This window comes from Actinophytocola sp., assembly GCF_036378875.1.
Lineage (GTDB): Bacteria > Actinomycetota > Actinomycetes > Mycobacteriales > Pseudonocardiaceae > Actinophytocola.
The window spans coordinates 13,461-34,716 of the sequence record NZ_DASUVO010000078.1 but is presented as its reverse complement, the minus strand read 5'-3'; the positions used below and the strand labels follow the sequence as shown (position 1 = coordinate 34,716).

Genomic DNA, 21,256 nt, shown 5'->3' with positions numbered 1-21,256 from the left:
CGACGAACGATGAACGCCGACACCCGCGCGGTCCGTCCGGAGTGGAACGAGACCGGCCACCCGGTGCCCAGCACCACCCTGACGGCACTTCTCGAGGAGCAGGCCGCCGCCACCCCGGCGGCCACCGCACTGGTCTTCGACGGCGTCGAGCACAGCTACGCCGCGCTCAACGCGCGGGCCAACCGGCTCGCGCACGAGCTGATCGCGGCAGGCGCCGGCCCGGAGTCGATCGTCGCGATCGCCGTGCCTCGGTCGGTGGAACTGGTGGTGGCACTGGTCGCCGTGCTCAAGGCCGGTGCCGCCTACCTTCCGGTCGACCCGGACTACCCGACCGAGCGGATCGAGTTCATGCTGACCGACGCCGCGCCGCTGCGGGTACTGACCACCGAGGCCCTCGCGCCGACGCTGCCCGCCGTGGCGCCGATGATCGTGCTGGACGGGCAGGCGTTCGCGTCTCGTCCCGAGCACGACCCGGTCACCGCGCTGACCCCGTCGCATCCGGCCTACGTGATCTACACCTCGGGCTCCACCGGCCGGCCGAAGGGGGTCGTGGTCAGTCACCAGTCGATCGTCAACCGGCTGTGCTGGGGGCAGGCACAGTACGCTCTCGCCGGCGATGACCGGGTCCTCCAGAAGACCCCGTCCGGTTTCGACGTCTCGGTATGGGAGTTCTTCTGGCCGCTGATCGTCGGCGCCGCGCTCGTCGTCGCCCGCCCCGAGGGGCACCGGGACCCGGCCTATCTCGCCGAGCTGATCCGCCGTGAGCGGATCACGACCGTCCACTTCGTACCGTCCATGCTGCAGGCGTTCGTGCGGGAGCCTTCCGCGCGGTCGTGCACGGGGCTGCGCCGGGTGATCTGCAGCGGCGAGGCGCTGCCGGCGGAACTGCGTGCCCGGTTCGCCGCGTTGCTCGACGTCGACCTGTTCAACCTGTACGGGCCGACCGAGGCCGCGGTCGAGGTGACGCACTGGCGGTGTGTGGCCGAGTCCGACGCGACGTCGGTGCCCATCGGGGCCCCGGTGTGGAACACCACCGTGCGGGTGCTCGACGCCGAGCTGGCGCCGGTCCCGGTCGGGGTCGTCGGTGAGCTGTACCTGGCCGGCGTGCAGCTCGCGCGGGGCTACCTGAACCGTCCCGGCCTGACCGCGGAACGGTTCGTGGCCAACCCGTTCGAACCGGGCGGCGCACGGATGTACCGCACCGGCGACCTGGTCCGGTGGCGGGCGGACGGCGTGATCGACTACGTCGGCAGGGCGGACGGCCAGGTCAAGATTCGCGGCCTGCGTGTCGAACTCGGCGAGATCGAGGCGGTACTGGCCAGGCATCCGGCGGTGGCGGAGACCGCGGTCGTGGTCCGCGAGGACCGTCCCGGTGACAAGCAACTGGTCGGCTACGTCGTGCCGGCGGCCGGCGTGACCATGGACGAGTCCGTTCTGCGTGCCCACCTCGCGACCACCCTACCCGCACACATGGTGCCGGCCGCGTTCGTCGACATGGCCACGCTCCCCTTGACCCCCAACGGAAAGCTGGACCGCAGGGCACTGCCGGCCCCGGTGTTCTCGGGCGCGGGCACCGGCCGCGCACCCCGCACCCCGCGAGAGGAGATCCTCTGCGCGATGGTCGCCGAGGTGCTCGAGTTGTCCCATGTGGACATCGACGACAGCTTCGTCGGACTCGGCGGCGACAGCATCGTCGCCATGCGGCTGGTCGCCCTGGCCCGGCAGTCCGGCCTGTTGCTCACCCCCGGCGACGTGTTGCGGTGCCGGACACCCGAGGCACTGGCAGCCAAGGCCGAGGTGATCGACAGTGGCGCCACCCGCGTCGAGGCCACTGACAGTGGGACCGGACCGGTGCGGTCGGTGCCGATCATGCACTGGCTGCGTGACCGGGGCGGGCCGGTGGACAGCTTCAACCAGTCCGTGCTCGTGAACACCCCGCCCGGCCTGCGACAGGACCAGCTGGAAGCCATGCTCCAGGCGCTGCTGGACACCCACGACGCACTGCGCATGCGTGTCACGCCGGCGTGGGACGTCGAGGTCGCGCCGGTCGGCGCGGTCGACGCGACACGCTGCCTGCGGCGGGTCGAGGTCACCGGGGAGGACCTGGCGCAGCTGGTCCGCGAACACATCGCCGCCGAACGGAAACTGCTGTCCATGGCGGACGGCGTGCTGGTCCGCGCGGTGTGGTTCGACGCGGGTGCCGGCAAGCAGGGCCGCCTGGCGATCGTGATCAACCACATGGCGGTCGACGGCGTGTCCTGGCGCATCCTGCTCGACGACCTCGCCGCGGCGTGGCAGGCGGTGTCCGACGGCCGGGAGATCCGGCTGGCGCCGGTCGGCACCTCGTTCCGCCGCTGGGCCGAACTGCTCCACCAGGACGCGGCCCGGCGGGACGCGGAACTGGCCTACTGGACCGCGACCCTGAGCGGCGCCAGCACGCGGATCGGCAGGCGAGCCCTGGACCCGGCTCGTGACGTCGAGACCGAGCACTGCCGGCTCACCATGACCCTGCCGGCCGAGACCACCGAGCCGCTGCTGGCCGCGGTGCCGTCGGCGTTCGGCGCGACCGTCAACGACGTGCTGCTCACCGGTCTCGCGCTCGCGGTCACGCGGTGGCGTGGCACGGACCGGGGCGCGGTGCTCGTCGACCTCGAAGGCCACGGGCGGGAGGAACTGCCCGGCCGCGTGACCGACCTGTCCCGCACGGTCGGCTGGTTCACCAGCCTGTTCCCCGTACGCCTCGACGCCGGCCCCGTCGACGCGGACGACCTCGTGCACGGCGGCCCGTCGGTCGGTGCCGCGCTCAAGCGGGTCAAGGAACAGCTCCGCGCGTTGCCGGACAAGGGAATCGGGTTCGGCTCGCTGCGCAGGCTCAACCAGGAGACCGCGCCGGCCCTCGCCGCGTTCGGCTCGCCGGAGCTGGGCTTCAACTACCTCGGCCGGTTCACCGCCGGCCCGGCGCGGGACTGGGCGGTGGCACCCGAGCACACCGTCGGTCTGGACGACGCGGAGCCGGGAATGCCGATGGCACACGGCATCGAGGTCAACGCGGCGACCTACGACACCAGCGAGGGCCCCGTGCTCACCGCGACGTGGACCTGGGCGGACGGCGTGCACACCTCGGCCGAGGCGGAAGACCTCGCGCGGACGTGGTTCCAGGCCCTTGGTGCCCTCGTCGAACACGCCCAGCGGCCGGAATCCGGCGGTCTGACGCCGTCCGACCTGTCATTGCTCGACTTCAGCCAGGAAGAACTCGACCAGGTCGAGGCCGAACTCGGCGCCCTCTGAGCCCTTCCCACCCCGCACGTCCCGACTTTTCCAGGAGATGGTCAAGGTGGCCCAGTCACCGATCGAGGACATCCTCCCGCTCTCGCCGCTGCAGGAGGGCCTGCTCTTCCACGCGCTGTACGACCGCGAGGCGAAGAGCCTCTACCTGACGCAGTTCGTCGCCGAGCTGCGCGGCGACCTCGAGCCGGCCCGGCTGCGGACAGCCGCGCAGGAACTGCTGCGGCGGCACGCGAACCTGCGGGCGAGTTTCCGCAACCGCAAGACCGGCGAGCCGGTCCAGGTGCTGCGGCGGGACATTCCGTTGGGGTGGACCGAGATCGACCTGAGTCACCTGGACGGCGAGCACCGTGCCGTGCGGTCGGCCGAGCTGGTCGCGGAGGACTGGGACCGCGGCTTCGACATCGGCGACGCGTCGCTGCTGCGGTTCACCCTGATCACCGAGGGACCCGCGCGGCACCGGCTGGTGCTCGCCGCCCACCACATCCTGCTGGACGGTTGGTCGGTGGCACTGCTGTTCCGCGAGCTGTTCGCGCTCTACGCGGACGGCGTCGCGGGTTCCGCCGTGCGGCCGTACCGGGACTACCTGACCTGGCTCGCCGGCCGGGACAAGGCGACCGCGGAGGAGGCATGGCGAGCGGCGCTGTCCGGTGTGGACGGACCGACGCACGTGGCGCCGGACGCGGGCACCATCGCCGTCGGTGAGGCCGACATCGTCGTCGCCGAGCTGCCGGACGAGCTCGTCGACCGCCTGCAGGCCGTCGCGCGGGACTGCGAGGTCACGCTGAACACGTTGTGCCAGACGGCATGGGCCGTCGTGCTCGGCCAGCTCACCGGCCGGCGCGATGTCGTGTTCGGCTCGACGGTCAGCGGCCGCCCCTCGGACCTGCCCGGCGCCGACGAGATGATCGGCCTGTTCATCAACACCGTTCCGGTGCGCGTCGAGCTGACGGCCACGACCACCGTGCGCGAGGTGCTCGCGGCACTGCACGACCAGCGCTCCCGGTTGCTCGACCACGACCACCTCGGGCTCGCGGACATCCAGCAGGCCACCGGGGCCGACCGCGCGCTGTTCGACACCACCGTGGTGTTCGACAACTTCCCGATGAACGACTACAAGCTGGGCATCCCCGGCGGTCCCGAGGTGGACGGCATCACGTTCCGGGACACCGCGCACTACCCGCTCATCCTGGTCGTCGAGCCGGGGGAGCGGTTCGAGGTGCGGCTGCTGTTCCGGCCGGAGGTGTTCGGCGAGGACATCGTGCGCCGGACGCTCGAACGTGTCGTGCGGGTGCTGGAGACCTTCGCCTCGACGGTGGATGTCCAGATGGGACGGTTGGACACGCTGTCCGCCGAGGAACGCGACCAGGTGCTGTACGACCTCAACGACGCGCGTGGGGAGTACCCGGACGCGAGTGTGCACGAGGTGTTCGCCGCCCAGGCCGCGCGTACTCCCGACGCGACCGCGCTGATCCACGACGGTTCGCGCATGAGCTACGGCGAACTCGACGCCGCGGCCAACCAGCTCGCCCGGCACCTCACCGGCACCGGCCTGGCACCAGGCCAGCTCGTCGCGGTGCACCTGGAACGCGGCGTCGACCTGATCGTCGCGGTGCTGGCGGTGTTGAAGGCGGGCGGCGGTTACACACTGCTCGACCCCCGGTTCCCCGCCGAGCGGATCAGGCGGGTGCTCACCGAGGCCGCGCCGGCGGTCGTGATCGACCGGCAGTACCTCGACGAGCACGCGGCCACCGTCGCCGCCCTCCCGGCCACCGTCGTGCCGCGCGCCGCGACCCCGGGCGACCTCGCCTGCGTCATGTTCACCTCCGGCTCCACCGGCCGGCCCAAGGGCGTCGCCGCGCCGCACCGCGCGATCGTCGCCACCCTGGCCGGTCAGACCTTCGCGGACTTCGGTCCCGGTGAGGTGGTTCTGCAGTCCTCGCCGGTCTCGTGGGACGCCTTCGCGCTGGAGCTGTTCGGCGCGTTGCTGTTCGGCGGGACGTGTGTGCTGCAACCGGGCCAGAACCCGGAGCCGGCGGTGATCGCGGGCCTCATCGCCGAGCACGGCGTGACCACGGTCTACGCCTCGGCGAGCCTCATGAACTTCCTCCTCGACGAGCATCCTGGCGCGTTCACCGGCGTGCGCCAGCTCATGACCGGCGGCGAGGCACTGTCCATCCCGCACGTGACCGCCGCCGCCCAGGAATACCCCGACCTGCACGTGATCAACGGCTACTCACCGGCAGAGGGCATGATCTTCACCTTCTGCCACCGGATCGCCCGTGCGGACCTGGACCGGCCGTCGATCCCGCTAGGCAGGCCCATCGCCAACAAGCAGGCCTACCTGCTCGACGCCGAGCTGCGGCCGGTGCCACCCGGCGTCGTCGCCGAGCTGTACCTGGCCGGCCCCGGCCTTGCCGACGGCTACCTCGGCCAGCCTTCGCTGACCGCGGAACGCTTCGTTGCCAACCCGTTCACTCCCGGCACCCGCATGTACCGCAGCGGCGACCTCGGCCGGCTCCTGCCGGACGGCACCGTCGAGTTCCTCGGCCGCGCCGACCACCAGGTCAAGATCCGCGGCTTCCGGATCGAGCCTGCCGAGATCGAGGCCGCGATCACCGCACACTCCGACGTCGCGCGGGCGGCGGTCGTGGTGCGCGAGGACCGGCCGGGTGACAAGCGACTGGTCGCCTACGTCGTCGGCGCCGGGATCACCGCCGCCGAGCTACGCGGGCACACCGCCGAGCGGGTGCCGGAGCACATGGTGCCGGCCGCGTTCATGCTGCTCGACGCGTTGCCGATGACCCCGACCGGGAAGCTGGACCGCGCGGCGCTGCCCGCTCCGGACCTCGGCGGCCCGGTGACCGGACGCGAGCCGAGGACCGCGACCGAGGAGATCCTCTGTGGACTGTTCGCCGACATCCTCGGCGTGCCACGGATCGGCATCGACGACGGTTTCTTCGAGCTCGGTGGTCACTCACTGCTCGCCGCGCGGCTGATCAGCCGCGTGCGCACGGTGCTCGGCGCCGAGCTGAGCCTGCGCAGCTTGTTCGCGACGCCGACGGTGGCCGGCATCGCCGGCAAGCTCGACACCGCGTCCGACCGGCCGGTGCTGCGCCCGGTACCCCGGGACGGCCGGCTGCCGCTGTCCTTCGCCCAGCAACGCCTGTGGTTGGTCGACCAGCTCGAGGGGCCCGGCGGGATCTACTCGGTGCCGATGGCGATCCGGCTGCGCGGCACGGTCGACGTCGCCGCGCTGGAGTCGGCGCTGGCCGACGTGGTCGCCCGGCACGAGACGTTGCGCACGATCCACCCGGCCCACGACGGCCAGCCCCACCAACTCGTGCTCGCCCCCGACGCGGCACGCCCCGAACTGGCCGTGGTGTCGGTGACCGAGGCCGAACTGCCCGACGCGTTGGACCGTGCCGCCCGGCGGGTACTGGACATCACCACCGACCTGCCGCTACACGCCACGCTGTTCGAAGTGGACGCTGACGACCGCGTGCTGCTCCTGGTGTGCCACCACATCGTCACCGACGGCTGGTCCACCGCCGTGCTGATGCGTGACCTCGGCACCGCCTACGCCGCCCGGCTGGGCGGAGAGCGGCCGGGTTGGCCGAACCTTCCGGTGCAGTACGCCGACTACGCGGTATGGCAACGTGCCCTCCTGTCCGAAATGGACGACCAGGACGGCGGCCAGCTCGCGTACTGGTCGCGGAACCTGGCCGGGCTGCCCGAGGAGCTGGCGCTGCCCACCGACCGGCCACGACCGGCGACCGCCAGCCACCGCGGCGCCACCGTGCCGGTCGAGCTGCCGGCCGACCTGCACGCGGGTATCGCGGAGCTGGCGCGCGCCAACCAGGTGACGGTGTTCATGGTGTTGCAGGCCGCGTTGGCGGCGTTGCTGTCCCGGTTGGGCGCCGGCACGGACATTCCACTGGGGACACCGGTGGCCGGCCGCTCGGACGAGGCGTTGGACGACCTGGTCGGGTTCTTCGTCAACAGCCTGGTGCTGCGGACCGACGTCACCGGCGACCCGACCTTCGCGGAATTGCTGGCGCGGGTCCGGGAGGCCGACCTCGGTGCGTTCGCCAACCAGGACGTCCCGTTCGACCGCCTTGTGGAGGCGCTCAACCCGGCCCGCTCGCTGGCACGGCACCCGCTGTTCCAGGTCATGCTGGCGCTGCAGAGCAATACCGACGCGGTGCTCACCCTGCCTGGCGCCACGTCCGAGGTCGCCCACGTCGGTATCGGCGTCGCGAAGTTCGACCTGACCGTCAACCTGCACGAGAAGCGGGACGCCGCCGGTGCGCCTGCGGGCATCGGCGGCCAGGTGGAGTTCGCCGTCGACCTGTTCGACGAGCCGACCGTGCTCGCGGTGGTGCGCAGGCTCACCACCGTGCTGGCCGCCGCGGTGGCCGACCCAGCTGTCCGGGTCGATGCCCTGGACGTGCTCGACGCGGCCGAGAAGGACCGGGTCCTGGTCGAGTGGAACGACACCGCCACGGACTACCCGGCGCAGAAGTGCGTGCACGAGCTGTTCGAGGATCGCGCCGACCGCACACCGGACCGCACCGCGCTGGTCTTCGCCGGTGAGCCGATGACCTACCGGGAACTCGACGAGCACGCCAACCGGCTGGCCAACCACCTCATCGCCACCGGCATCGGCACCGGCGACCTGGTCGCGGTGCGGGTCGACCGCGGGTTCGGTCTGGTCGTCGGCCTCCTCGGCGTGCTCAAGACGGGCGCGGGCTACGTGCCGATCGACCCGTCCCACCCGGAGGAGCGCATCGAGTCGATCCTGCGTGAGGCCGCCGTCCGCACCACGGTGACCGCCGAGACGCTCGCCGCGAGCACGTCCGCGCCGGCCACCCGGCCGAACGTGCCGGTGTCCGCCGGGGATGTGGCGACCGTGCTGTTCACCTCCGGCTCCTCCGGCGTGCCGAAGGGCGTTGCGTCGCCGCACCGCGCGACCGTACGCACGTTCACCGGACAGTCCTATGTGGAGTTCGGGTCGGACCTGGTCACCCTGCAGTGCGCGCCGGTGGCCTGGGACGGGCTGTCGCTGGAGCTGTGGCCCGCGCTGCTGCACGGCGGCACCTGCGTGCTCTCGCCGGGACAGACGCCCGACCCCGCCGTCATCGCCCGCCTGGTGCCCGAGCACGGGGTGACCACGATGTGGCTGTCGGCCGGGTTGTTCGCCTTCATGCTCGACGAGTACCCCGAGGTCTTCGCCACGCTGCGGCAGGTCATGACCGGCGGCGAGGCGCCGTCCGTCGCACACGTGCTCCGGGCCAGGCGGGAGTTCCCGCATCTGCGACTCGTCCACGGCTACGGCCCGGTCGAGAGCATGGTCTTCACCAACTGCCACCGGATCGGCGAGTCCGACGAGGGCCGCACGGTTCTCCCGGTCGGTCCGCCGCTCGCCAACACCCAGGTCTACGTGCTGGACGCAGGCCTGCGTCCGGTGCCGCCGGGTGTCGTCGGCGAGCTGTACGCGGCGGGCGACGGCCTCGCCCACGGCTACGTCAACCGGCCCGAGCTGACCGGGGAACGGTTCGTGGCCGACCCGTTCGGCCCGCCGGGCACGCGGATGTACCGCACGGGCGACCTCGCCCGCTGGCGCCACACCGGTGTGGTCGAGATCGCCGGCCGGGCCGACGACCAGGTCAAGATCCGCGGCTTCCGCATCGAGCTGCGCGAGATCGAGAGTGTGCTCGCCGGGCACCCTGACGTGACCAACGTGGCCGTGATCGTCCGGGAGGACCGGCCGGGTGACAAGCGCCTCGTCGCCTATGTCGTCGGCGACGTCACGAAACACGAGCTGCGGGACCACGTCACGGCCGTGCTGCCCTCGTACATGGTCCCGTCGGCGTTCGTCGTGCTGGCCGAGCTTCCGTTGACACCGAACGGAAAGCTCGACCGCAGGGCGCTGCCGGCGCCGGACCGGTCCGCGCTGTCCGCCGGCCGGGGCCCGCGCAACCCCACCGAGGAAGTCCTCTGTGGACTGTTCGCCGACATCCTCGGCGTGCCGAAGGTCCGCATCGACGACGACTTCTTCGAGCTCGGCGGACACTCGCTGCTCGCCACCCGGCTGACCAGCCGGATCCGCGCCGCGCTTGGCGCGGAGGTCGGCATCCGGGACCTGTTCGGCGCACCGACGGTGGCCGGGCTCGCGCAGTCGCTGGGCACCACCGCCGCGGCCCGGCCATCACTGCGGCCGGTGCCCCGTGCGGCACGGGTGCCGCTGTCGTTCGCGCAGCGCCGGCTGTGGTTCATGGACGAGCTGGAGGGTGGGAGTGCCACCTACAACGTCGCCTGGTCGCTGCGCATGCGCGGCGAGCTGGACACGGACGCGCTGGCCGCGGCGCTGCGGGACGTGATCGCCCGCCACGAGGCGCTGCGGACGGTGTTCCCGCTCGACGGCGACGAGCCGTACCAGCTCGTCCTGGCGCCTTCGGCGGTCGATCTTCCCGTGCGGGACTGCCCGCCGGACGAGCTGGCGGCGGCGCTCCGCGCGGGTGCCACGCGGACGTTCGACCTCGCCGCCGAGCCGCCCGTGCGCGCGGAACTGTTGCGTGCCGGGGAAACCGACCACGTCCTGCTGGTCAACGTGCACCACATCGCCGCCGACGGCTGGTCGATGGGACCGCTGATGCGTGACCTCGGCGTCGCGTACGCGGCCCGGTGCGGCGGCGCCGCACCGGACTGGGCGCCGCTGCCCGTGCAGTACGCCGACTACACGGCATGGCAGGCCGAGCTGCTCGACGAGACGGAAGCCCGCGAGCTGGCCTTCTGGGCGGACACGCTCGCCGGCGCGCCGGAAGAGCTGACGTTGCCAGCCGATCGGCCGCGTCCGGACCAGCCGAGTTTCACCGGCGAGTCCGTCGCACTGCGCTGGGACGCCGAGCTGCACGCGGCGTTGCTCGACGTGGCCCGCCAGCACCAGGTGACGCTGTTCATGGTGCTGCAGGCGGGTGTCGCGGCGTTGCTGTCCCGGATGGGCGCCGGCACGGACATTCCACTGGGGACACCGGTGGCCGGCCGTACGGACGAGGCGTTGGACGACCTGGTCGGGTTCTTCGTCAACAGCCTGGTGCTGCGGACGGACGTGACCGGGGACCCGTCGTTCGCGGAGCTGCTCGGCCGGGTGCGCGAGACCGACCTGGCCGCCTATGCCAACCAGGACGTGCCGTTCGACCGGCTGGTCGAGGCGCTCAACCCCGTGCGTGACCCCGCCAGGCACCCGCTGTTCCAGGTCATGGTGGTCGTCGCGAACGCGGCCGCCGCGACGCCGGTACTGCCGGGGCTCGCCGTGACGGCCGAGCCGGTGCGTACCGGCACGGCGAAGTTCGACCTCACCGTCTCGTTCGCCGAGAACCACGACCCGGCAGGCGCTCCGGCGGGCCTTGACGTCGACGTCGAGTACGCGTGCGACCTGTTCGACCGCGCCACCGCGGACGCCCTCCTCGACCGGCTGGGCCGGCTGCTGCGTGACGCGGTGGCCGCGCCGGCCACTCCGGTCAGCGCACTGGAGGTGCTGCGCCCCGGCGAGCGTGAGTTGTCGGCCGTCCCAAGGGCCGCCAACGGAAAGCCCGCCCGTCGCGCGCAGCCGGCGACCGCCGGCCGCCCGCGTACCCCGCGCGAGGAGGTCCTCTGTGGACTCTTCGCCGACGCGCTCGGCGTCCAACAGGTCGGTGTCCATGACAACTTCTTCGAACTCGGCGGGCACTCACTGACCGCGGCCAAACTCGCCAAACGGGTGCGGGCCTCGCTGAACGTCGAACTCACCGTGGCCACCCTCTTCCGCGAGCCGACCGTGGCCGAACTCGCCCACCGCCTCGACGAGCTGGCCGGAGGCCGTCCTGAGCTGCGTCGTGTCCCGCGTCCCGACCCGGTGCCGCTGTCCTTCGCCCAGCAACGCCTGTGGTTCCTCAACCAGGTCGAGCCTGACGCCAGCTACAACGTGCCGCTGGCGTTCCAGCTCCGCGGCACGCTCGACCTGGCGGCACTGCGTGCCGCGCTGGCCGATCTGGTGGCACGGCACGAACCACTGCGTACCGTCTACCCCGCCGACGACGGCGTGCCCCGCCAACACGTCCTGCCCGTCCCGGACGCGGTGCCGGCGCTGACCGAGGTGGACTCCGGCGAGCTGCTCGACGACGCGATGTGCCGCGAGTTCGACCTCACCACCGACCCGCCCCTGCGTGCGTGGCTGCGCACCACCGCGCCGGACGAGCATGTCCTGCTCCTGGTGTGCCACCACATCGCGACCGACGGCGGGTCCATGGCCCCGCTGATGCGTGACCTCGCCACGGCCTACCGGGCGCGGCTGGCCTGCGCCGAGCCGAAATGGTCCGACCTCGCCGTCCGGTACACCGACTACGCCCAGTGGCAACGGGATCTGCTCGCCGACGACGACGGCATCCTGTCCCGCCAGCTCGACCACTGGTCACGTGCCCTCGCCGGGCTGCCGGACGAGCTGGCGCTGTCCACCGACCGGCCCCGGCCCGCTGTGGCCAGCCACCGTGGCGGCGTCGTCCGGGCCACTGTGGGCGCCGACCTCCACGCCGCCGTGCGGGCCATGGCACGCGCCAACCAGGTGACGGTGTTCATGGTGTGGCAGGCCGCGTTGGCGGCGCTGCTGACCCGGCTCGGCGCGGGCACCGACATCCCGCTGGGCACGGTCGTCGCCGGGCGCTCGGACGAGGCCTTGGACGACCTGGTCGGGTTCTTCGTCAACAGCCTCGTGTTGCGGACCGACGTGTCGGCGGACCCGTCGTTCGCGGAGCTGCTCGACCGGGTCCGCGAGACCGATCTCGCCGCGTTCGCCAACCAGGACGTGCCGTTCGACCGGTTGGTGGAGGTGCTCAACCCGGCACGCTCGCTGGCGCGGCACCCGCTGTTCCAGGTCCTGTTGGTCCAGCAGGACAGCGCCGGTGCGGCCCTCGAGCTGCCCGGCCTGACCGCCGAGAACATGCCGGCCGGTAACCGTGCCGCCAAGTTCGACCTGGCCGTCGCGGTCGTCGAGCACACCGACGGCGCCGGCGCGCCGGCCGGCATGACCGCCGAGCTGGAGTTCGCGACCGACCTGTTCGACGAGGACACCGTTCGGGTGCTGGCCGGCCGCCTCACCGGGCTGCTCGCCTCCGCCGTCGCCGACGCGGCCACCCGGGTCAGCGCGCTCACCGTGCTGGACCCGGCCGAGCGGCGCCGCGTGCTGGAGACCTGGAACGACACCGCGACGGACTACCCGTCGGAGGCGTGTGTGCACGAGCTGTTCGAAGCCCGTGCACTCGCCACCCCCGACGCGCCGGCACTGGTCTTCGACGGCGGTCGACTGTCCTATCGGGATCTGGACGAGCAGGCGAACCGGCTGGCGCACCACCTGATCGGCCATGGCGTGGGCTCGGGCGACCTGGTGGGCATCTATGTCCACCGTGGACCGGAGCTGGTGGCCGCGATCCTGGCGGTGCTCAAGTCCGGCGCTGCCTACGTGCCGCTCGACCCGTCGCACCCGGCCGAGCGCACCGCCGCGGTGCTGGCCGAGGCTGGCACCGCAACCGTGGTGACCACCGACGACCTGGCGCACAACCTGCCGCCGGACATCGAGCCGGTCTGTCTGGACCGCGACCCGATCGCCGCGCGGCCGCCGACGTCACCCGGCGTCCGGGTCTCCGCCGGCGACGCGGCGTCCGTGCTGTTCACCTCCGGCTCCACCGGCCGGCCCAAGGGCGTGATCTCCGCGCACCGCACGGTGGTCCGCACCTTCACCGGACAGTCCTTCATGGACCTCGGGCCGGACGTGGTCACCCTGCAGTGCGCGCCGGTCTCCTGGGACGGTCTCGTACTGGAACTGTGGCCCGCCCTGCTGCACGGCGGCACCTGTGTGCTCGCGCCGGGACAGACACCGGATCCCGCGGTGATCGATCGGCTGGTCGCCGAGCACGGCGTCACCACGCTGTGGCTGTCCGCCGGCCTGTTCGCGGTGATGGCCGACGAGTACCCGAGGGTGTTCTCGGTGCTGCGCCAGGTGTTGACCGGTGGTGAGGCGCCGTCGCTCGGGCAGGTGTCGCGGGTGCGCCGCGAGCACCCCGGGCTGCGGATGGTGCACGGCTACGGACCGGTGGAGAGCATGGTGTTCTCCAACACCCACCAGATCACGGCCGAGGACACGGAACGGTCCGTGCTCCCGGTCGGCGCGCCGATCGCCAACACGCGGGTGTACGTCCTGGACGAGTGGTTGGCGCCGGTGGCGCCCGGCGTGGTCGGGGAACTGTACGTGGCCGGGGACGGTCTCGCGCACGGCTACGTGAACCGGACCGCGCTCACCGCGGAGCGGTTCGTCGCCTGCCCGTTCGGGGCGGCCGGCGACCGCATGTACCGCACCGGAGACCTGGTGCGGTGGTCGGCCACCGGCGCGGTGGAGTTCGTCGGGCGCGCCGACGACCAGGTGAAGATCCGCGGCTTCCGGGTCGAGCTGGGTGAGGTCGAGGCCGTGCTACGCGGGCATCCCTCGGTCGGCCAGGCGAGTGTGCTCGTCCGCGAGGACCGGCCCGGCGACCGGCGCCTGGTCGGCTACGCGGTCACCACGTCCGCCGTGACACCACCGGAACTGCGCCAGCACGTGGCCGCCGCGCTGCCCGCCTACATGGTGCCAGCCGCGGTCGTGGTCCTACCGGAGTTCCCGTTGACCCCCAACGGAAAGCTGGACCGGCGAGCGCTGCCGGCGCCGGACTACACCGGCGCCGCCACCAGCCGCGCGCCCCGCGACGAGACCGAGACGATCCTCTGTGGACTCTTCGCGGACCTGCTCGGGCTCACCGAGGTCGGCATCGACGACGGGTTCTTCGACCTCGGCGGTCACTCGCTGCTCGCCACCCGGCTGACCAGCCGGGTCCGGGCCAACCTCGGCGTCGAGATCACCGTGAAGGACCTCTTCGCCACCCCCACCGTCGCCGGGCTCGCGGCGATCGTCGCGGCCGGGGGCGCGGGCCAGGCACGCACCAGGCTTGCGCCGATGCCGAGGCCGGAGCTGATCCCGCCCTCGTTCGCCCAGCAACGGCTGCTGTTCCTGGACGGCGTCGAGGACAGCCCTGCCTACAACGTCCCGTTCGCGGTCCGGCTGCGCGGCACGCTCGACCTGCCCGCGCTCGCCGAGGCGCTGACCGACGTGGTAGGCCGCCACGAGGCCCTGCGCACGGTGTTCCCGGAGCGGGACGGTCAGTGGCACCAGCACATCCTCGAACCCGCCCCGGTGCCGTTGACCCATCGGTCCGAAGTGGACGTCACCGTCGAGCTGGCGGCACTGGCGCGCGTGGCGTTCGACCAGGTGCGCGATCTGCCGCTCCAGGCCACCGTGCTCACCGTCGGACCGGACGAGCACGTGCTCGTCCTCGTGCTGCACCACATCGCGGCGGACGGCTGGTCGATGGGGCCGCTGCTGCGCGACCTCAACGTCGCCTACGCCGCCCGGTCCGCCGGCGCGGAGCCGGACTGGACACCGCTGCCCGTCCAGTACGCCGACTACACCCTCTGGCAACGGGCGCTGCTCGGTGCGAGCGACGACCCGACCACGCTCACCAGCACCCAGCTGGACTTCTGGAAGTCCACTTTGGATGACCTGCCGGAGTGTCTCCCGCTGCCCACCGACCGGCCGCGGCCCGCGACGGCCAGCCACCAGGGCGACATCGTGCCGATCCACGTCGACGCCTCGGTGCACGCTCGGTTGGCCGAGCTGGCTCGGGTGCATGGCGTGACGTTGTTCATGGTGCTGCAGGCGGGTTTTGCCGCGTTGCTGTCGCGGTTGGGGGCCGGCACGGACATTCCGATCGGAACACCGGTGGCCGGCCGCACGGACGAAGCCCTGGACGACCTGGTCGGGTTCTTCGTCAACACCTTGGTGCTGCGAACCGATCTCTCCGGCGACCCGACGTTCGTCGAGCTGCTGGAGCGTGTTCGGGACGCGGACCTGGCTGCGTTCGCGAACCAGGACGTGCCGTTCGAGCAGCTCGTGGAGGTGTTGAACCCGCAGCGGAGCCTGGCGCATCACCCGCTGTTCCAGGTCATGTTCGTCCTGCAGAACAACACCGGCGGCGCGCTCGAGTTCGCCGGACTCGAGGCCGCCGAGGAGCCGGTCGCCACCGGCGCGGCCAAGTTCGACCTGACCCTCGGCCTGCGTGAGAACCCCGACTGCACCGGCATCACCGGCAGCCTGGAGTTCGCCACCGATCTGTTCGACCGGGCCGGCGCCGAACTGCTCGTCGAGCGGCTGACCCGGCTGCTCGACGCGGTCAGCGCCGCCCCGGACCGCCCGATCGGCGCCGCAGCACTGCTCGACGCCACGCAACAGCGACAGATCCTGGTGGACTGGAACGACACCGCCGTCGACATCCCAGCCGACCTGTGCGCACACGAGGTGTTCGAGACACAGGCGGAGCGCACCCCCGACGCCGTCGCCCTCGTGTTCGGCACGGACCAGGCGACCTATGCCGAGGTCAACGACCGGGCCAACCGGTTGGCCCACCTGCTGGTCGACCACGGCGTGCGTGCCGGACAACTCGTCGGCGTGCACCTGGACCGCGGCATCGACCTGGTCGTCGCCGTGCTGGCCGTGCTCAAGGCAGGTGGCGGCTACGCGATGCTCGACACCGCCTTCCCGGCCGACCGGGTGGCGACGCTGGTCGCCGAGACCGGCGCCGACATCGTGGTGGACGAGGACTACCTCGCCGAGCACGCGACCGAGATCGCGGCACGACCGACGCACAACCTCGGCCGCACCGCACAGGCCTCGGACGTGGCGTGCGTGATGTTCACCTCCGGCTCCACCGGACGCCCCAAGGGAGTCCTCGCCCCGCACCGCGCGCTCGTCGGCACCTTCCTCAGACAGTCCTATGTGGACTGCGGGCCGGAGGAGGTGGTGCTGCAGTGCGCACCGGTGTCCTGGGACGCCTTCGCGCTGGAGCTGTTCGCCGCGCTGTTCTTCGGCGGCACCTGCGTGCTGCAGCCGGGACAGAGCCCCGAGCCTGCCGAGATCGCCCGGCTGATCGAGCGGCACCGGGTGACCACCGTGCACGTGTCCGCGAGCCTGCTGAACTTCCTGCTCGACGAGTACCCGGACGTCTTCGCCGGCGTGCGGCAGGTCATGACCGGCGGCGAGCCGGCGTCCGTGCCGCACATCGCCAAGGCGCTCGCCCGCTACCCGGACCTGCGGCTGGTGAACGGCTACTCGCCGGTGGAGAACATGATCTTCACGCTGTGCCACCGGATGGTGGTCGCGGACACGGCACGTTCGGCCATCCCGGTCGGCAAGCCCATCGCCAACAAGCGGGTGTACGTCCTCGACGACGGCCTCAGGCCGGTGCCGCCCGGCGTGGTGGGCGAGCTGTACATGGCCGGCATCGGTCTGGCGGATGGCTACCTGCACCAACCGGGGCTGACCGCGGGCCGGTTCGTCGCCGACCCGTTCGGCGGGCCCGGCGAGCGGATGTACCGCACGGGTGACCTCGTGCGCTGGTCGGCGAACGGTGTCCTGGACTTCATCGGCCGGGCCGACGCCCAGGTGAAGATCCGGGGGTTCCGGGTCGAGCCGGGTGATGTCGAGACGGTCGTCGGCCGCATGGCGGGTGTCACCAAGGTCGCGGTCGTGGTGCGCGAGGACCGGCCGGGCGACAAGCGACTCGTCGCCTATGTCACCGGCACACCGGAGCTGGACACGGCGTGGCTGCGTGCCGAGGTGGCGCAGGCGCTGCCCGAGTACCTGGTGCCCTCGGCGTTCGTGGTGCTGGACGCGCTGCCCATCACCGCGAACGGCAAGCTCGACCGCCGGCGCCTGCCAGCCCCGGACCTCGGCCCGGCGGGCGGCCGCGCGCCACGCAACCCCACCGAGGAGGTCCTCTGTGGACTGTTCGCCGAGGTGCTCGGCCTGCCGGGAGTCGGGATCGACGACGGGTTCTTCGAGCTGGGCGGCCACTCGCTGCTCGCGGCCAAGCTGATCAGCCGGGTGCGTACGGTGCTCGGAGCCGAGCTCAGCATCCGGGACATGTTCCGCGCCCCGACCGTCGCCGGCCTCGTCGAGAGGCTCGAGCGGTCCACCCGTCCAGCGCTACGGCCGGCGGACCGTCCTGCCGAACTTCCGCTGTCCTTCGCGCAGCAGCGTCTCTGGGTCCTGGGTCGGCTTGACGACGGCTCGACGTACAACGTCCCGGTCGCGTTGCGGTTGCGTGGCGCCGTGCGGTACGACGCGCTGCGCGCGGCACTGACCGACGTGGTGGCCAGGCATGAGCCGCTGCGCACGACGTTCCCCGCCGTCGACGGCAGCCCGGTCCAGGTCGTCGCCTCTTCGTCCATCGTGGACCTCACGGAGGTCGACGTGCCGGCGGACGCGCTGTCCTCGGCGATCGCGTCGGCCGCCGAGCACGTCTTCGACCTCGGTCGCGAACTGCCCCTGCGCTGCTGGTTGTTCCGGCTGGACGAGCAGGAGCACGTGCTGCTGCTGGTCATGCACCACATCGCGGCGGATGGCTGGTCGATGGGGCCGCTGTTGCGTGACCTCGGCGTCGCCTACGCCGCCCGGTGTGGTGGCGTCGCGCCGGGTTGGGCGCCGCTGCCCGTCCAGTACGCCGACTACACCCTGTGGCAGCGGGACCTGCTCGGCACGAACGAGGCCCCGACGGCGTTCGCGACGTCGCAGCTGGACTTCTGGAAGTCCACTCTGGATGGCGTGCCGGAGCAGCTGTCGCTGCCGATGGACCGGCCACGTCCAGCGGTCGCCAGCCACCGGGGTGACGTCGTGCCGATCCACGTCGACGCCTCGGTGCACGCTCGGTTGGCCGAGTTGGCCCGGGTGCATGGCGTGACCTTGTTCATGGTGCTGCAGGCGGGTTTCGCCGCGTTGCTGTCGCGGTTGGGTGCTGGGACGGACATTCCGATCGGTACTCCGGTGGCCGGCCGCACGGACGAGGCGCTGGATGACCTGGTCGGGTTCTTCGTGAACACGCTGGTGTTGCGGACCGATGTCTCCGGTGATCCGAGTTTCGTCGAGCTGCTGGGGCGGGTTCGGGATGCTGATCTGGCTGCGTTCGCGAACCAGGACGTGCCGTTCGAGCAGCTCGTGGAGGTGTTGAACCCGCAGCGGAGTCTCGCGCATCACCCGCTGTTCCAGGTCATGTTCGTCCTGCAGAACAACGCCCGCGGGCGGCTGGACCTGGACGGGCTCGACGTCGCCGAGCAGCCGTTCGGGGTCAGGACCGCCAAGTTCGACCTCACGCTCGCACTGGGTGAGCACCACGACGACGCCGGTTTGCCCGCTGGGATCAGCGGGGGCGTGGAGTTCGCCACCGACCTGTTCGACGCCGACACCGTGCGCGGCATGGTCGCGCGGTTGGAGCACCTGCTGGTGTGCCTCGCCGGGCGACCGGACCTGTCCATCGGGCAGCTGGACGTGCTGCTTGCCGGCGAGCGTGAGCTGTTGACCGGGTGGCACGGTGCGACCGAGGAGTTCCCCGCGGACCGGAGTCTGCCGTCGTTGTTCGAGGAGCAGGTGGTCGCGACCCCGAACGCCACCGCGGTCGTGTTCTCCGATGATTGGCTGAGCTACGCGGAGTTGAACGGGCGGGCGAACCGGTTGGCCAGGTGTCTGGTCGCCGGGGGAGTGCGGCCGGGTTCCGTGGTGGCGGTGTGGCTGGACCGTGGCGTGGACATGGTGGTCTCGGTGCTGGCCGCGTTGAAGGCCGGCGCCGGGTACACCCTGATCGACCCGGAGCTGCCGGACGAGCGGATCGCCGGCGTGCTGTCCGATGTGGACCCCGCCGTGGTGGTCACCGAGCGGTACCTGGCCGAGCACGCCGCCGCGATCGCGGCGGCGTCCGGCAAGAACCTCGGACGGCCGGTGGATCCGGGTTCGGTGGCGTGCGTGATGTTCACGTCGGGTTCCACCGGCCGACCCAAGGGCGTCGTGACCCCACATCGCGCGCTGGTGGGCACGTACCTCGCGCAGTCCTATGTGGATTTCGGGCCGGACGAGGTGTTCCTGCAGTGCTCGCCGGTGTCCTGGGACGGGTTCGCGCTGGAGTTGTTCGGCGCGTTGCTGCACGGCGCCACGTGTGTCGTCCAGCCCGGCCAGCGGCCCGATCCGGACACCGTCACGAAGCTGGCCGTCGAGCACGGCGTCACGATGTTGCAGCTGTCGGCGACGTTGTTCAACTTCCTGCTCGACGAGCGTCCCGAGGTGTTCTCCAGTCTGCGTTGGGCGTTGACCGGTGGTGAACCGGCCTCGCCAACGCATGTCGCTCGTGCGCTGCGACAGTTCCCGGGCCTGCGGGTGGGCAACGGGTACGGGCCTGCGGAGAGCATGGGGTTCACCACGTATCACCCGGTTGGTCTGTCGGAGCTGGACGGTCCGACCGTCCCGATCGGACGGCCGATCACCAACAAGCGCGCCTACGTGCTGGACGGCGCGCTGAACCCGGTGCCGCCGGGTGTGGTGGGGGAGATCTACGTGGCCGGTGTCGGACTGGCGCACGGCTACCTCGCCCAGTCGGCGAGCACCGCGCAGCGGTTCGTGGCCGACCCGTTCGGCGGCCCCGGTGAGCGGATGTACCGGACCGGCGACCTGGGGTACTGGCGGGCCGGCGGTGTGCTGGAGTTCGCCGGCCGGGTAGACGACCAGGTCAAGATCCGTGGGTTCCGGGTCGAGCCGGCGGAGGTCGAGGCGGCCATCGCCACCCATCCGGCCGTGGTCCAGACCGCCGTCATCGCAAGGGAGGACCAGTTCGGCGGCAAACAACTGGTCGCGTACGTCGTCGGACCGGACGATCTCGGTGAGGTGCGTGTGTACGCGGCGACTCGCCTGCCGAGACACATGGTCCCCACGGCGTTCGTGCCGATGCGGGAACTCCCGAGGACCGCCAACGGAAAGCTCGACCGCCGTGCCCTGCCCGCACCCACGACACCCACGACGAGCGCCGGCCGGCCGAGGACGCCACGCGAGGAGGTCCTGTGTGGACTGTTCGCGGACGCGTTGGGTGTTCCCCGGGTCGGTATCCACGACAACTTCTTCGAACTGGGCGGGCACTCCCTGCTCGCGACCAAGCTCGCCACGAACGTCAACCAGAGGTTCGGCACCGAGCTGACCATTCGAAGCCTGTTCGTGGCGCCGACGGTCGCCGAACTCGCCGCCCTCGACACCGGTGCGGATGAGGACGCGCTGGCTGTGCTGCTGCCGATCCGTACGGCTGGCACCAGGGAGCCGCTGTTCTGCGTGCACCCGGCCGCTGGGATCAGCTGGGTCTACTCGGGGTTGGTGCGTGGCCTGGAACCGGACCGGCCGATCTACGGCCTGCAGGCGCCCGGCCTCACCGACCCGGGTGACCGCGGGGAGTCCGTCGAGGAACTGGCCGCCGGGTACGCCGCGCAGATCCGTGCCGTGCAGCCGGAAGGCCCGTACCACCTGCTGGGCTGGTCCTTCGGTGGCCTGGTCGCGCAGGCGGTCGCCACCGCGCTACAGGACCAGGGCCATGAGGTCGCCCTGCTGGCCGTACTGGACGGCTACCCGGCCGTCACGGAAACCGAGGCACTCACCGAACAGGAATCGCTGGCCTCACTACTCGTGTCGCTGGGCGTCGAGGTACCGCCGGAACTCCCGCCGTACGAAGAACTGCTGGTGCTCGCACACGGCCCGGACAGTCCACTAGCGACATTCGACCCGACCAGGATCCGCGACCTGACCGGCGTCTTCGCTCACAACGTCGACATCGCCGCGCGCTTCACCCCGCGTGCCTACGACGGCGACCTGCTGCTGTTCGTCGCGGCGGCCGGGAACCCGCCAAGCCAGGAGACCTGGCGCCAACACATCACGGGAGAAATCAAGGCCCACCACGTCGACTGCCTCCACGGCGCCATGACCCAACCCGAACCGCTGGCCCACATCACCGCCGTACTCGCCGCACATCTGCGGTGAGCGAAGAAAAGG

The 21,256-nt window shown here is 71.6% G+C and carries 1 protein-coding gene and 1 pseudogene; both read left to right on the top strand.

Annotated elements, in window-relative coordinates; genetic code table 11:
• Positions 1–15: 15 nt before the first annotated feature.
• Positions 16–3,288: pseudogene (locus tag VF106_RS22795) on the top strand (amino acid adenylation domain-containing protein); the annotation flags it as partial.
• 46 nt (positions 3,289–3,334) lie between these two features.
• A complete protein-coding gene (locus tag VF106_RS22790; protein ID WP_330841825.1) occupies positions 3,335–21,244 on the top strand; it encodes a non-ribosomal peptide synthase/polyketide synthase in 17,910 nt (5,969 codons plus the stop codon).
• Positions 21,245–21,256: the final 12 nt, after the last annotated feature.